We start from the raw sequence: 13,905 nt of genomic DNA, 5'->3' as shown, positions 1-13,905 counted from the left end.
TTTGAATTTACAAGAGTTTGTACTAAATTACAAAGATGATGTTGTTAAATCAATTCAGGAGTCAGTTAGAATTAAAAGCGTGCAAGAGGCACCATTAGAAGGAATGCCTTTTGGAGAAGGACCTGCAAAGGCTCTAGAGCATATGTTAGATTTAGGAAAAAAATTAGGTTTTGAAGTTGAAAATTTTGATAATTATGCAGGTCATATTGATTTTGGTGTAGGTTCAGATGAAGAGATGATAGGGATTCTTGGACATGTGGATGTTGTACCTGAAGGAAAGGGATGGGATTATCCACCATATGAAGCAAAAATAGTAGATGGGAAAATGTATGGAAGAGGAGTTTTAGATGATAAAGGTCCTACAATTGCTGCCTTATATGCATTAAAAGCTATTAAAGATTCAGGAGTTAAATTAAATAGAAAAGTTAGAGTGATAGTAGGAGCTAATGAAGAAACTGGGTGGGGATGTATGAACCATTATTTTGGAAAATTAAATATGCCACAACCAGCAATGGCGTTTACTCCAGATTCGTCATTTCCTGTAACTTATGCTGAAAAAGGAATTTTACACTTAATGCTGAGTCAAGAGTACCAAGAAGAATTAAGTTTTTCAATAAAAGGTGGAGTAGCATTTAATTCAGTTCCAGATTCTGCTATAGGTTTATTCCCATTGTCAATGAAAGATGAAATATTTTTAAATTTAGAAAAATATAATAAAGGAAAAGAATTTAAGATAACAGCAACTGAAAAAGATGAAAAAATAGAAATAGTTTCATTAGGAAAAGCTTCTCATGGAGCTAGACCAGCAAATGGTTATAATGCAATATCAGCTTTATTTAGTTTCTTGTCAACTTTAAAAATTGAAGATGAAAAACTAAAAAATTTAGTAGAATTCTTCAATGAGTATATAAAGATGGAATATTCAGGAGAGAGATTAGGAATTAATTTTGAAGATGAACCGTCTGGAGTATTAACATTAACTATTGGTAAAATTGAGTGTGAAGGTAAAAATGTAATGTTTGGATTTGATATTAGATATCCAGTTACATTTACAAAAGAACAAGTAATTGATCAAGTAGAAAAAAGAGCAAAAAGTAAAAATTTAAATGTGACAGTAAGATCAGCAAAGAATCCACTATATGTTCCTAAAGATAGCTTCTTAGTGACAACATTAATGGATATATATAAAGATATAACTGGTGACGTAGGTGCAGAACCAGTTTCTATTGGTGGAGGAACTTATGCTAGAGCTGTAACAAATGGAGTTGCATTTGGAGCTTTATTAAAAGATCAAGAGGATAATATGCATCAAAAAAATGAGTATTTAGAATTAGATAAATTAGATACTTGGTTAAAAATATATGTTCAAGCAATATATGATTTAGCAAAATAAAAGTGTAAGAAAAAACTGCAGTGTTGCAGTTTTTTTATTTTTTGTAAAATCAAAAAATAGACAAAAATACTAAAAAAATAGTATGTGAGAAAAATTAGAATCTATATTAATAATAATTATATATGATATTAATACATACATTATAAAAATATATTTTTAAAAAAATACAATATAAAATATATTAATTCAAATAATAAAAATTAAAATAAAATTATTAGGGAGGGATAAGAATTTATGAAAAAAATTTTTTTAATTTTAATGAGTTTTTTATTATCAATAGTTAGTATGGGACAAGCACCATATCATATTGGAGTAATAACAGGGACAGTTTCTCAATCAGAAGATGGACTAAGAGGAGCTGAAGAGGCCATAAAATTATATGGAGCAGCAGATAAGGGTGGAGAGATAGTACATGTAACTTATCCAGATAATTTTATGCAAGAGATGGAAACGACAATATCTCAAATGGTAAGCTTAGCAGATGATCCTAAAATGAAAGCTATAGTTGTAGGAGAAGCAATTCCAGGAACAGTGGAAGCGTTTAGAAGAATTAGAGAAAAAAGACCAGACATTTTACTTTTAGCAAATTCACCGCACGAAGATCCTGAGATGATTGGTGAAGTTTCGGATTTAGTTGTAAATCCAGATAGTATAGCAAGAGGTTATTTAATAGTAAAAGCAGCAAAAGAGATGGGAGCAGATAAGTTTATGCATATTTCATTTCCTAGACATATGAGCTATGAGCTTTTGTCAAAAAGAAGAAATGTAATGAAAGTTGCTGCAAATGATTTAGGAATGGAGTTTATTGAAATGACAGCTCCAGATCCTGTAAGTGATGTAGGAGTAGCAGGAGCACAACAATTTATCTTAGAGCAAGTTCCAAATTGGATAACTAAATATGGAGATAAAACAGCTTTTTTTGCAACAAATGATGCTCATACAGAGCCTTTATTAAAAAGAGTTGCAGAAAAGGGTGGATACTTTGTTGAGGCAGATTTACCATCGCCTACAATGGGATATCCTGGAGCTTTAGGGATACAATTTACAGAGGATGAAAAAGGAAATTGGCCAAAGATTTTAGAAAAAGTTGAAAAAACTGTGGGAGAAAAAGGTGGAGCAAAAAGAATGGGAACATGGGCTTATTCATACAATTTCTCTGTTACAGTTTCTTTAGTTGATTTAGCAAAAGAAGTACTAGATGGAAAAGCTCAAATAGATGATTTTGATGCTTTAAAAGAAGTTTTAGCAAAAAATACTCCAGGAGCTCAGTGGAATGGAAGTAATTATGTAGATGTTAGAGGAGTAGAGCGAGAGAATTTCTATTTATTATACCAAGATACATATGTTTTAGGAAAAGGTTATTTAAAAATGACAGAACTAGAAGTGCCAGAAAAATATTTTTCAATAAAATAATTGAAATTTTTGACCACTAGACTTTACCTGACTAGTGGTCAAAATTTTTGATAGAGGTATAAAAGGGAGTGATATAATGCAAAAAGAACTTTTAAGAATGTCAGGAGTATCTAAGAGTTTTGGAGAAAACATAGTATTAAAAGATATAAATTTTACAATAAAAGAGGGAGAAATAGTAGGGCTTGTTGGAGAAAATGGTGCAGGAAAATCTACTTTAATGAAGATAATTTTTGGAATGTCTCTAATAGAAGAAACTGGGGGATATAACGGAGAGATGATTTTTCAAGGTAAAAAAGTACATTTTAAAAGTTCTTTTGATGCTTTAAATGCGGGAATAGGAATGGTTCATCAAGAATTTTCTTTAATTCCAGGATTTAAGGCTTCAGAGAATATAGTTCTAAATAGAGAAAGTTTAAAGAAATCTTTTGTAAAAGAGATATTTGGAGAAAGAATAAGTAAAATAGATTTTGAAAAAGATAGAGAACGGGCAAAGGTTGCAATATCACATTTAGGAGTTGATTTGAATGTAGATACTAAAGTTAATGAGATGCCTGTAGCACATATGCAATTTACAGAGATTGCAAGAGAAATAGAGAGAGAAAATGTAAGGTTATTAGTTTTAGACGAACCAACAGCAGTTTTAACAGAAAAAGAAGCTGAAATTTTGTTAAAAACGATGAAAAGGTTAGCAAGTGAAGGAATAGCAATTATATTTATAACTCATAGATTAAATGAAATTATGGATGTCTCAGATAGAATTATAGTTTTAAGAGATGGTATTATGATGAGTGAATTAGAAACATCAGAAACTAATGTAGATGAAATTACAAAATTAATGATTGGTAGAGAGATAGGAGAAAAAGCTAAAAAAGAAGAAAAAAAAGAGAATAACCCAGAAATTATTTTAGAAATGAAAAAGTTGTGGGTGGATATGCCTGGAGAAAAAGCTAAGAATATAAATTTAAAAGTTCGAAAAGGTGAAATAATAGGATTAGGAGGAATGGCTGGTCAAGGAAAAGTAGGAATAGCTAATGGAGTAATGGGACTTTATCCAGCAGGGGGAGAAGTTATATATAAAAATGAAAAAATAAATTTAAATAATCCCAAAATACCTTTGGAAAAGGGGATGTATTTTGTATCTGAAGATAGAAAAGAAGTGGGACTTATACTTGAAGAAAAGATAAGTATGAATATAGCTTATCCATCAATATATATAAAAAATAAATTTTTAAAAGAAAGATATTTTGGATTATTAAAAAGTATAGATGAAAAAGAAATAGATAAAAATAGTCAACACTACATTGAAAAATTAGAGATTAAATGTATGAGTGGAAGTCAAAGGGTAGGAGAACTAAGCGGTGGAAATCAACAAAAGGTATGCTTAGCAAAAGCTTTTACAATAAACCCAGACATACTTTTTATATCAGAACCTACAAGAGGAATTGATATTGGAGCAAAAAAAATTGTTCTTGAAACATTGAAAGAATATAATAAAAATAGTGGAATGACAATAATTTTAACTTCATCAGAATTAGAAGAGTTAAGAACAGTTTGCGATAGAATCGCAATAGTAACGGAGGGTGAAATTGCAGGTATTTTATCTCCAGAGGATGACCTGTTAGAGTTTGGAAAATTAATGACAGGAGTTAAGGGGGATAAAAATGAATGAGAATATAGTAAAAAAAATAAAAGAGATAGGATTACCAAGAATAATAATAGCTTTGTTTCTACTTTCTCTATATACACTAGCACCTTTTGTGGGAGTTAATTTGAAAGTAGCTTTTCAAGATACTTTAATTAGAGTAGGAATGAATATAATATTAGTATTGTCTCTTATTCCAATGATTCAAGGAGGGACAGGTCTAAACTTTGGTATGCCTTTAGGTGTAGAAGCAGGATTACTCGGAGCAGTTTTAAGTATAGAGCTAGGCTTAACTGGACTACTTGGATTTTTAGGTGCAATATTGATATCATTACCAATATCAATATTATTTGGTTATGGATATGGTTCTATATTAAATAGAGTTAAAGGTGGAGAGATGATGATAGCAACATATGTTGGATTTTCATCAGTTGCATTTATGTGCATTATGTGGCTTGTATTACCTTTTAAAAAGCCTGATATGATTTGGGCATATGGTGGAGAGGGATTAAGAACAACAATAAGTGTTGAAGGATATTGGAATAAAATTTTAGGTAAAATATTTTCTTCATCAGGAAATTTTAGTTATATTGGAGAGATAGTATTCTTTTTATTATTGGCATTTTTAATAAAAGAATATTTTAAAAGTAGAAATGGATTAGCTATGAAAGCTGTTGGAGCTAATGAAAAATTTGCTAGATCAATAGGTGTTGATATTAACAAAGCGAGAATAAATTCAGTTATAATGTCAACTATGATAGCAGGTATTGGAATAATTGTTTACCAACAAAGTTTTGGATTTATACAATTGTATTTAGCACCTTTTTATATGGCATTTCCCGCTATAGCAGCTATTTTAATTGGGGGAGCTTCAGTGAGAAAAGCTTCTATATTTAATGTTATTGTTGGAACTGTTTTGTTTCAAGGAGTGATAACAATGACTCCAATAGTAATAAGTGGATTGATAAAAACAGATATGTCAGAAACTATAAGGGTTATAATATCAAATGGAATGATAATCTATGCATTAACTAGAAAAGGAGGGGAAAGATAATGGAAAAAATAAAAAGTTTTTTACAAAAAAATATAGTTCCAATTTTTATTTTAATCTTTATTTCTTCAATAATTCCAATATCTAAATTAACTCCTCAATACCTAATTCAAGAGATGATATTAAGATTAGATAGAAATTTATTCTTAGTTCTATCGTTGTTAATACCAATAATAGCTGGAATGGGTTTAAACTTTGGTATTGTTTTAGGAGCAATGGCGGGACAAATAGCTCTTATTTTTATAACAGAGTATAGAATAATAGGGTATCAAGGAGTATTTTTAGCTATGATTTTATCAACTCCTATAGCAATGGCATTGGGATATTTTAGTGGAAATATATTAAATAAATCTAAAGGAAAAGAGATGATAACTTCCATGATTTTAGGATTATTTATGAATGGAATTTATCAATTAGTTGTTTTGTATGGAATGGGAAGCATAATAAAAATATCAAATCCAAAATTGATACTTTCAAGAGGAAGCGGAATAAGAAATGCCATAGATTTACAAGGTATTAGAAGAGGATTAGACAACCTATTAGAAATAGATATTTTAGGACAAAAAATACCTGTAGCAACATTTTTATTAGTAGGTCTTTTATGCATATTTATAGTTTGGTTTAGAAAAACTAAGTTAGGACAAGATATGAGGGCAGTGGGGCAAAATATTGAAATAGCTAGAGCAGCAGGGATAAATGTGGATAGAACAAGAGTTTTAGCTATTGTAATATCAACTGTACTTGCAGGATTTGGACAGATTATATATTTGCAAAATATAGGAACTATGAATACTTACAATAGTCATGAACAAATAGGGATGTTTTCTATTGCTGCTTTATTAATTGGAGGAGCATCAGCTGTTAAAGCAAGTATTCCAAATGCAATAACGGGAATTATTTTATTTCATATGATGTTTATTATTTCTCCTGTGGCAGGAAAAGAATTGATGGGATCAGCTCAAATAGGAGAGTATTTTAGAGTGTTTGTATCATATGGAATAATAGCTTTAGTTTTAGTGATGCATGAATGGAGAAGAGAACGAGAAAAGCGGGCAGAAAGAGCAAATGAAATCTCTGATAGCAAGGGGGAAACTATATGAGAAAAAAATTAAGCATATTGATATTTTTATCTCTTGTATGTTTAATTGGCTGGATTTTATATTCAACAGGTCAAGAGCACACTCTAATTGTAAATAATAATTATAAAAATAAAGATATGAGTACAAATATAGTGATAAAAATTTCTGGAGAGAAAGATAAAAAAATAGGGAAGAATAAAAAAGTAGTATTTGATTTAAAAGGGGTAACTCATAAATTTTCTATTCTAGTAAATGAAAAGCAAATTGATGGAGTTGTAAATTTTAAGATGAATAAGAGTGGAGAACTAGATGTGGAAAAGTTTTTAAATAATGAAGAAAATTGGTTAAAAACAATTAATCAATATTAAAAGGAGAGAATATTATATTCTCCCCTTTTTTAATTTATAAATGTGCTTTCTTTTAAATATTTAGTGTCATCACCAGCTATAAAAATTATTGAGTTGTTAGATAAAAGATCAATAACCTCTTTAGATAGTTCAGTTGGAATAGCGGGACATCCAAGAGTTCTTCCTAAAAATCCCATTTGATCAATATATTTTTTAGATGCGTAATCAGCACCATGTATTACAATTGCTCGATCATAAGCATTAGAGTTAAAACGATTTTCTAGGCCTTTTAATCTTAAAGAATAACCGTAATTTCCAAAATATGGCTTTGTATCAGTAATAAAAAATCCAAGAGAACTTTGGAAAGAGTTAGGTGCATTAGAAAATTTTGTAGCAAGAACTTTTCCACTGTTTTTTCCATGAGAAACATAAGTATAATAAAGTAACTTTTTTTTCTTTAAGTCAATAACTGAGAATCTTGGTTCAGTAGAGGGTTTAGTAAAGTCAATAACTGTTAAAAATTGAAAGGTTTTTCCTTTAATTTTAGAAGCTCCCTTTATAGCATGCTTGAAGACACTGTAATTCATTTTATCTTTTAGTTCCAATGATTTATAGAGAGATGAAGTAGAGCTAAAAACAGTCATATAAAGAATAAAAAATAATAATAATAATTTTTGTTTCATAAACCACTCCTGAAAAAATAGAATTTTGTTTTTTTTATTATAGCAAAAAATAGGTCAAAAAGTAGAGAAAAAAATAAAAAAATAGGAAAATTCTTACTAAGAATTTTCCTATTATATTTTATAAAGTAACAACAATTGATTTAAAAATTTTGTAAGTAACAAACCCAGGTTTAGCTCCTTTAGGCTTATTTAAATATTTAATTTGTGTGTAATCTACTGTAAGTTTAGTTCCTTTAGGCAACTTTGATTGTTGACCACAAAATACAGCAATATTATAAATAGATTTTTCAGATAATGATTCATTAGAATTTACAACAGCATGAGTTCCAGGCATATCTTTACAGTGGAACCACATATCTTCTCTATGAGAATACTTAGTTGTTAGAGCATCATTTTCTAAATTATTTCGACCATATCGAACTAAAATACCATCAATAGTAATTTCTCCAAAATTAAAAGTTTTAATAACTTGTTTTTTAATATTTTTTTTATGTTTTGTTTTAGAAGGAACTTTTAAATAACCTTGACTAGAAAGTTCTTCTTCAATTAACTTTAGATTTTCTTTAGAATCACTATTATTAATAAAAGATTCGACACCTAAAAAATATTTTAAATTATCAGATATTTCAATTAATCTTTTTTGATTATACTCCATACCTTTTTTTAACTTATTATATTTTTTATATATTTTTTCTAAATTTATCTGAGGTGTAACTAATGGATCTAAAGGAATTGTACACATACAATCATTATAGAAATCATAAAGTTCTACTTCAGTCATGCCTTTTTTTAAAGAATATAAAGAGGCAGCTAATATATCTCCAAGCTCTCTATATCTATCAAAGTTTTTTTTCTCTTCAAGATCTTTTTTTATAGAAATAATTACTTTTTCAGATTTTTTAATCTCTTTTTTTATACAAGATGTAAGTTTATCTTTTAAAATTTTAAAAGTATTAGATAAATTTTGATTGTTTAAATAAAAATTTATTAGTTCTTGGAATGAATTATATGTAATTACAGTGTCATATTCTTTAGGCGCTATATTTAAAACAGTAGCTAAGATAATTTCATTATGTTCATTAAAAAATATTTTAGGAGCTATTTCATCTTTTAAAATATTTTTTAGATTTTCAAATGATGTAAGTGAATTAGCAAGAGTTTTTCCAAGCCCTTCTATGTTTTTAAGAAGTGATTTTTCATTTTTCTCTTTAAGAAACTCCTCCTCGTTTAAGTTTAAGGGAGAAAGTTTTTTTTCAAGAGATGGTGTTGAATAATCAATTCCAGGGAATAATACTCTACTTGGATTCTCTTCAATAGAAAAACGTTTTATAGAATCTAGTACTTTATTTTCTTTCGTAGTAAGAATAAGATTAGAGTGCTTTCCCATCATCTCAAAATATAGATTATAAATTTTTACTTCTCCAAGTTCATTCAGTTTAGAAAAAGTAAAAATAAGAATTCGGTCATATCCTAATTGATTAATAGATATTAATGTTGAACCAACAATATATTTTTTTAAGTTTAAGGCAAAAGAACTATTTTCTTCTAATAAATTATCCTCTTTTGTATCTGATAGGTAGCATAATGAAAGAGAAGGGAAACAAGAGAGTATAAATCTCTGTTTCCCAAAATTAATACTTACAGCAAGGGAACTAGTTTGAACTACTTTATTCACACCTTTTCCTTTTAAAGAAGTTTCTAGCTCAGTTTTAATTTTATTTAAAGATATACCATCAAGGTACAACATTATTCTTCAACCTTTATAGCAATAAGATTTTTTGCATCTAAAAGATTAACTTTTAAAATAGAACCATCCTCTTTTTCAAGTGCTACCTTATCTTTTTCTTCAGATTCTACAATTTTTACTGTTGAGTAATGCTCAATTCCATTATTAGCAAAATAATCCTGTATAATAGGTGTTCCTTTAACCTCATTAATAGATACTACAGTTCCTACAGGAAACTCTGTAACAGAATGGGGCTTAAAAAATTCTGTTTTATCTTTTAAATTTTTTAAAATCAATTCAAAAGTTTCAGTAAAATGATTTAAATCCTTTTCTGGAATATTTTCTGTTATAGTTGAAATTATATTTTTGTGATAAGTATTATGATAGTTTAATGCTTCAATACCTTTTTTAGATAGAGAAACGTAAACTTTTCTTCTATCGGCATCAGAACGAACTCTATCAATGAATCCTTTTTCTCTTAGTTTTGTGATTGCAACTGTGGCAGTTCCCATAGTAATTCCAAGTCTATCAGATAGTTCATTCATACTAAGTGATTCTTTTCCAATAGCTTCAATTATGTGCAACTCGGTATGAGTTATACATTTAATACCTCTTTTTAATGCTAAATCTTCTGTTTCGTAGAAAAGCTTGTAAAAGTTTTCTAAGACATCATTTACTTTATTTATATTATTCATAATTATCTCTCCTTTAAAGATTTAATTCTCTCCTCATAATTACCAGAGAAAACATAAGAACCAGCAACAAAAATATTAGCTCCAGCATCTATACATTTTCCAATTGTTTCATTTGTTATTCCACCATCTACTTGAATATCAACAGTATTATTTAAATTACGAACTTCTTGAATTTTTTGGATTGAATTTTCAATAAATTTTTGTCCTCCAAATCCAGGATTAACAGACATAATTAAAACCATATCTAAATCATCGATAACATATTTTATCGCTTCAACAGGAGTAGCAGGATTTAAAGATACACCAGCTTTAACTCCAAAAGACTTAATTAATTGAATAGTTCTATGAAGATGTTTTGTAGCTTCAGCATGAACAACAATTATGTCAGCACCGGCTTTAACAAAATCTTCAATATATCTTTCAGGTGCTTCAATCATAAGGTGAACATCAAAAATTAAACTAGTTTTATTTCTAATAGCTTTTATAACAGGTGCTCCAAAAGTTATGTTTGGTACAAACATTCCATCCATAACATCAATGTGTATATAGTCGGCTCCAGCTTTATCAATTGCTATAACTTCATTTCCTAATTGACTAAAATCTGCTGAAAGAATTGATGGTGCTATTTTGATATCTTTTTTTATCATTTAAAATTTCACTCCTTTGTGTAATAGTTTAAGTAATAATAATTGCTCTAATATTTATTCCAAATTTCATTTTTAGATTTATCATAACAACGTTTGTAAAACTCATATCTTTCTTTTGTAATTTTTCCTGAATCAACAGCAGACTTTACACCACATTGAGGTTCATTTACATGAACGCAGTTATTAAATTTACATTCATCTCCAAATTGATGAAATTCAGGGAAAAGTGATATTAAATCTTGAGCATCGCTAGTAGGAGGTAAATCAACAGATGAAAATCCTGGGGTATCAATAACAAAGCCTCCACTCGGAAGAGTAAGAAGTTTACTATCTCTAGTTGTATGTTTTCCGGCTCTTAATCTTTTGCTTGTTTCTCCTGTTTTTAATTCTTTTGAATCTTGTAATAAATTTAAAATACTTGACTTACCAACTCCAGAAGGACCACCAAAAGCAGTAACTTTATCTTTTAAAAATGCTTTTAATTCGTCCATACCAAGATTTTTGTAAGTTGATATATAAAAAACTGGAATATCTATTTTAGATAGGTATTCTAAATTAGATTTAATTTCCTCTAATTCTTCTTCTGATAAAAGATCTATTTTATTGATTATTAATACAGGACTAATTTTATTATATAAGCTATTTAATATTAAAATATTTATTTTTTCATAGTCAATAGCGGGATCTTTAGCAGCAAATTGAATAACACCATAATCGATGTTCGCAACTAAAGGTCTTCTTAAAAGATTTTTTCTAGGCTTAACTTCAGTTATAAAGCCATCTGCATCAAAAACAACGTAATCTCCCACTGTACAATTTTCCCTTTTGTCCGATCTTTTTAAAATCCCTCTTAATTTACAAAGATATTCTTTTCCTTCACTTTCAATATTATAAAATCCTTGAATTTTATTGATAACAATTCCTTCGATAATAATTCACTCTCCTTCAATTAATAACTAACAACAATATCAATGATAGTTCCAGCAGGGACAGTTTCACCAATATGAGTAGTTTCAATAACAATTCCTTTTTCTAAATTAGGAATTACTTTTTCTTTAACAACACCAACAATAAGACCTTTTGAAATTAATTCGTTGGTAGCCTCTTCATATGTAAATCCTATTGTATCAGGAACTTCTACAGAAGCAACAGAATTAGAATTACTTAATAAAAGAGATACTCCTTTATTTTTTTGAGTGTTTTGGCCTAAAGATGGAGTTGTGGCTAAAACAGTATTGTATGGTAAGTTTGAAGATGTATAAGAAACTTTTTTTATTTTAACTCCTTCTTCTTGGAGTTTAGCTGAAACTTCGATAAGGTTTTTATTTGTAAAATCAGGCATAATATAGTCATCTTTACCTTTGCTTAACCAAACTCTAACAGTTCTTCCCTCTTTTACAACTTTTTCAGGAGCTGGATTTTGTTTGAAGATAGTTCCAATTGGTAAATCAGAAAAATCATTTCCTGCAACGATTACATTTACTTTATCAATAGATGGTATTTTTTCTATCTGTTTTAGATTCATTCCAACAAGATTTGGTAAAGAATAAAAACTTTTGTTAAAATATGTTTTTAAGAATATATTAAAACTAAAAAAACAGATAAAAACAATAAGTATACATGATAGCAAATATGCTAAATATTTTTTCATTTTTCCTCCTAAAGTGGTGCTATGAAATTAAATAATAAAATACTCTAAATACTTATAAAATAATATCATAGTGGCACTAAAATATCAATAATTACTTGATAAATAGTAGCTTAAATGATAGAATATTTTGTAAACTATTATTTGAAAATTAGGAGGGTAAAATGGATTACACAATAGAGAAAATGATTTCTGAGGGTGATTTACAAGCTAGAATAAGAGAGGTTGCAAAAGAGATTGAAAAAGATTATGAAGGAAAAGATCTTATTTGTGTAGGTCTACTTAAGGGATCAATCATGTTCATGGCAGATTTACTAAAGAATGTAGAATTAGATTTAGCTATGGATTTCATGAAAGTCTCTAGTTACCATGGAGGAACTGATAGTACAGGTGTAGTAAAGATTTTAAAAGATGTTGATGAAGATTTAACAGGAAAAGATGTTTTAATTATAGAGGATATAATCGATACAGGTTTAACTTTAGAATCAGTTAAAAAATTCTTAATGTCAAAACAACCAAAATCTTTAAAAGTGTGTTCTTTATTAGATAAACCAAGTAGAAGAAAAGTAGAAATGGTTGGAGAGTATATTGGATTTGAAATTCCAGATGAGTTTGTAGTTGGATATGGTTTAGATTACGATGAGCTATATAGAAACCTTCCTTATATTGGAAAAGTAGTTAGAAAGTAAAAAAGTAAAAGGAGGAAAGATGTCCTTTAAACATAAGAAAAAATTTGGGCAAAACTTCTTAACAGATCAAAATGATGTTTTGAATAGAATTATGGAAGTTTCAGATGTTAAAGAAGATGAGCATATAATTGAAATTGGACCAGGAGAAGGTGCATTAACGGCTTTATTACTAGAAAAAGCTGAAAATGTAACATGTATTGAAATTGATACTGATTTAGAAAAGATACTTACAAAAAAATATGCATCAAATCCTAAATTTAATTTAATAATGCAGGATGTTTTAACAGTAGATTTAAAAAATGTATTAAGTAAAGGAAGAGTAGTTGCTAATATTCCTTACTATATAACATCACCAATTATAAATAAAATCATAGAAAATAGAGATATAATAAGTGAAATGTTTATAATGGTTCAAAAAGAAGTTGCAGAAAGAGTATGCTCAAAATCAGGAAAAGAGAGAAGTGTATTGACATTAGCCGTAGAGTATTATGGAGAAGCAGAATACTTGTTTACAATACCAAAAGCGTTTTTTACACCACCACCAAAGGTAGATTCGGCTTTTATGTCAATAAAGTTTTACAATGATAGAAGATATGAGGATCGAATTTCAGAGAGTCTGTTTTTTAAATATGTAAAAGCGGCTTTTTCAAACAAAAGAAAAAATATCATAAATAATCTAACAACTTTGGGATATTCTAAAGATTTTATAAGAGAAAAATTAGAAAAATTAGGAATATTAGAGACAGAAAGAGCTGAAAATTTAACAATTGAACAGTTTATAGATTTAGCTGAGATATTTGAAGAAGAATAAAACTTTTAATAAGTGAGGCATGGATAAAAGAAGGGGATTCCTAATTTTTGAAAGCCTCCTTTTAGCTTAAATAAGGAGTAA

At 28.5% G+C, this 13,905-nt stretch carries 14 protein-coding genes; 8 read left to right on the top strand and 6 right to left on the bottom strand.

Annotated features, from left to right (window positions below; translation table 11 throughout):
- Window position 1: 1 nt before the first annotated feature.
- The 6 genes from pepV (at window position 2) to MKD34_RS05930 (ending at window position 6,946) form a co-directional block, all read left to right on the top strand.
- Window positions 2-1,393 (top strand): dipeptidase PepV, encoded by a 1,392-nt coding sequence (gene pepV, locus MKD34_RS05955; protein ID WP_240218694.1) that lies wholly within the window; start codon window positions 2-4, stop codon window positions 1,391-1,393.
- A gap of 258 nt (window positions 1,394-1,651) precedes the next feature.
- On the top strand, window positions 1,652-2,806 hold the full coding sequence (locus MKD34_RS05950; protein ID WP_407933861.1) for a DUF3798 domain-containing protein: 1,155 nt from the start codon (window positions 1,652-1,654) through the stop codon (window positions 2,804-2,806).
- Window positions 2,807-2,882: 76 nt separating this feature from the next.
- Window positions 2,883-4,475 (top strand): sugar ABC transporter ATP-binding protein, encoded by a 1,593-nt coding sequence (locus MKD34_RS05945; protein ID WP_240218692.1) that lies wholly within the window; start codon window positions 2,883-2,885, stop codon window positions 4,473-4,475.
- Window positions 4,468-5,502 carry an ABC transporter permease subunit gene (locus MKD34_RS05940; RefSeq protein ID WP_240218691.1) on the top strand — a complete coding sequence of 345 codons (1,035 nt, stop codon included), beginning with the start codon at window positions 4,468-4,470 and terminating at the stop codon, window positions 5,500-5,502. Before MKD34_RS05945 ends, MKD34_RS05940 begins: the two co-directional genes overlap by 8 nt.
- Window positions 5,502-6,599, top strand: coding sequence for an ABC transporter permease (locus tag MKD34_RS05935; RefSeq protein ID WP_240218690.1), 1,098 nt, complete (start codon window positions 5,502-5,504; stop codon window positions 6,597-6,599). Before MKD34_RS05940 ends, MKD34_RS05935 begins: the two co-directional genes overlap by 1 nt.
- Entirely contained in the window at window positions 6,596-6,946 is a 351-nt protein-coding gene (locus MKD34_RS05930) for a DUF6672 family protein (protein WP_240218689.1), read from the top strand. The genes MKD34_RS05935 and MKD34_RS05930 overlap by 4 nt, the downstream gene beginning before the upstream one ends.
- A gap of 29 nt (window positions 6,947-6,975) precedes the next feature.
- Here the strand turns inward: MKD34_RS05930 and MKD34_RS05925 are convergent, their stop codons facing one another.
- From MKD34_RS05925 to MKD34_RS05900, 6 genes are all read right to left on the bottom strand, one after another.
- Window positions 6,976-7,608, bottom strand: a complete 633-nt coding sequence (locus MKD34_RS05925; RefSeq protein WP_240218688.1) for a murein L,D-transpeptidase catalytic domain family protein — start codon at window positions 7,606-7,608, stop codon at window positions 6,976-6,978.
- 118 nt (window positions 7,609-7,726) lie between these two features.
- On the bottom strand, window positions 7,727-9,355 hold the full coding sequence (locus tag MKD34_RS05920; protein ID WP_240218687.1) for an Rqc2 family fibronectin-binding protein: 1,629 nt from the start codon (window positions 9,353-9,355) through the stop codon (window positions 7,727-7,729).
- The gene (locus MKD34_RS05915) at window positions 9,355-10,029 is read right to left on the bottom strand and encodes a MarR family winged helix-turn-helix transcriptional regulator (protein ID WP_023049836.1); all 675 of its coding nucleotides are present in this window, start codon (window positions 10,027-10,029) and stop codon (window positions 9,355-9,357) included. The genes MKD34_RS05920 and MKD34_RS05915 overlap by 1 nt, the downstream gene beginning before the upstream one ends.
- A 2-nt stretch (window positions 10,030-10,031) precedes the next feature.
- On the bottom strand, window positions 10,032-10,673 hold the full coding sequence (gene rpe / locus MKD34_RS05910; RefSeq protein WP_240220080.1) for a ribulose-phosphate 3-epimerase: 642 nt from the start codon (window positions 10,671-10,673) through the stop codon (window positions 10,032-10,034).
- 50 nt (window positions 10,674-10,723) lie between these two features.
- Window positions 10,724-11,590: a ribosome small subunit-dependent GTPase A gene (gene rsgA, locus MKD34_RS05905; protein WP_266187402.1), complete on the bottom strand. Its 867-nt coding sequence runs from the start codon at window positions 11,588-11,590 to the stop codon at window positions 10,724-10,726.
- Between the two features lie 35 nt (window positions 11,591-11,625).
- Window positions 11,626-12,327, bottom strand: a complete 702-nt coding sequence (locus MKD34_RS05900) for a PASTA domain-containing protein (protein WP_240218686.1) — start codon at window positions 12,325-12,327, stop codon at window positions 11,626-11,628.
- A gap of 161 nt (window positions 12,328-12,488) precedes the next feature.
- On the opposite strand from MKD34_RS05900, the gene hpt reads away from it, so the two are divergent.
- Both hpt and rsmA read left to right on the top strand, forming a co-directional pair.
- Entirely contained in the window at window positions 12,489-13,013 is a 525-nt protein-coding gene (hpt, locus tag MKD34_RS05895) for a hypoxanthine phosphoribosyltransferase (protein WP_023049840.1), read from the top strand.
- 19 nt (window positions 13,014-13,032) lie between these two features.
- The gene (gene rsmA, locus MKD34_RS05890) at window positions 13,033-13,824 is read left to right on the top strand and encodes a 16S rRNA (adenine(1518)-N(6)/adenine(1519)-N(6))-dimethyltransferase RsmA (protein ID WP_240218685.1); all 792 of its coding nucleotides are present in this window, start codon (window positions 13,033-13,035) and stop codon (window positions 13,822-13,824) included.
- Window positions 13,825-13,905 lie beyond the last annotated feature (81 nt).

The organism is Cetobacterium somerae (assembly GCF_022430525.1).
Classification (GTDB): Bacteria; Fusobacteriota; Fusobacteriia; order Fusobacteriales; family Fusobacteriaceae; genus Cetobacterium_A.
The sequence above is the reverse complement of the archived record's forward strand: the minus strand, read 5'-3'. Positions and strand labels throughout refer to the sequence as shown.

Bases quoted from the DNA above. Each gene is read 5' to 3' on its own strand.
- MKD34_RS05950 (WP_407933861.1), top strand. From the start codon at position 1,652: ATGAGTTTTTTATTATCAATAGTTAGTATGGGACAAGCACCATATCAT.
- MKD34_RS05945 (WP_240218692.1), top strand. From the start codon at position 2,883: ATGCAAAAAGAACTTTTAAGAATGTCAGGAGTATCTAAGAGTTTTGGA.
- MKD34_RS05940 (WP_240218691.1), top strand. From the start codon at position 4,468: ATGAATGAGAATATAGTAAAAAAAATAAAAGAGATAGGATTACCAAGA.
- MKD34_RS05935 (WP_240218690.1), top strand. From the start codon at position 5,502: ATGGAAAAAATAAAAAGTTTTTTACAAAAAAATATAGTTCCAATTTTT.
- MKD34_RS05930 (WP_240218689.1), top strand. From the start codon at position 6,596: ATGAGAAAAAAATTAAGCATATTGATATTTTTATCTCTTGTATGTTTA.
- MKD34_RS05925 (WP_240218688.1), bottom strand. From the start codon at position 7,608: ATGAAACAAAAATTATTATTATTATTTTTTATTCTTTATATGACTGTT.
- MKD34_RS05920 (WP_240218687.1), bottom strand. From the start codon at position 9,355: ATGTTGTACCTTGATGGTATATCTTTAAATAAAATTAAAACTGAGCTA.
- MKD34_RS05915 (WP_023049836.1), bottom strand. From the start codon at position 10,029: ATGAATAATATAAATAAAGTAAATGATGTCTTAGAAAACTTTTACAAG.
- MKD34_RS05900 (WP_240218686.1), bottom strand. From the start codon at position 12,327: ATGAAAAAATATTTAGCATATTTGCTATCATGTATACTTATTGTTTTT.
- hpt (WP_023049840.1), top strand. From the start codon at position 12,489: ATGGATTACACAATAGAGAAAATGATTTCTGAGGGTGATTTACAAGCT.
- rsmA (WP_240218685.1), top strand. From the start codon at position 13,033: ATGTCCTTTAAACATAAGAAAAAATTTGGGCAAAACTTCTTAACAGAT.